Below are 575 nucleotides of genomic sequence, written 5' to 3' on the forward strand. Positions count from 1 at the left end.
TAGCGGACGAATGGGACGCCGCGCTGACCGCAGCCGTTACCGATTCCGATCCGGCCTCGCGTGCGGCGCGCGTGGCCGCGTGGGAGAGACTTCCCCACGCTCGCTTCGCCCATCCGCAGGCCGAGCATCTGCTGCCGCTGATGGTTGCGCTCGGCGCGGGCGGCGATGGCCCGGCCGTGCGCGATTATGCCGATCATGTCCTTGGCTGGGCAGTCTCGGGCTATCGCTTCGGCTGACGCCTCAGGCGCGCCAGCCGGTGTCGATCTTGTCGACCAGGCGCACCATCGCGTCGAAATCGGCCTTGCCCGGGCCACCCGGCACTTGCGCCATGTGCAAATCGCGCTGATGCACCGCGATTACCTCGGGCGACACCTCGATCGGCGTGCCCATCGACATCGTCGCGATCTGAATTTCGCAAGCGCGCTGCAGCGACCAATGTTTGATGAACGCCTCGGGCAGGGTCCGGCCCATGACGAGGATGCCGTGGGTCTTGAGCAGCATGACGCGCTTGTCGCCGAGATGTTCAAGCAGGCGGGAGCCTTCCTCGTCGCGAACCGTCACGCCTTCGAAATCGT

1 protein-coding gene and 1 pseudogene are annotated in these 575 nt (G+C 66.4%); one reads left to right on the top strand and one right to left on the bottom strand.

Translation table 11 applies throughout. From position 1 onward, the window contains the following. Positions 1-236: pseudogene (locus tag AACY52_RS29530) on the top strand (dioxygenase); the annotation flags it as partial. 4 nt (positions 237-240) lie between these two features. Here AACY52_RS29530 and AACY52_RS29535 read toward each other — a convergent pair. Beyond that, positions 241-575 (bottom strand): class II aldolase/adducin family protein (locus AACY52_RS29535; RefSeq protein WP_339561256.1); only part of this gene is annotated, 335 nt, incomplete at its 5' end.

It is taken from the genome of Pseudomonas sp. EA_65y_Pfl1_P113 (assembly GCF_963970525.1).
GTDB classification, from domain to species: domain Bacteria; phylum Pseudomonadota; class Gammaproteobacteria; order Pseudomonadales; family Pseudomonadaceae; genus Aquipseudomonas; species Aquipseudomonas tritici.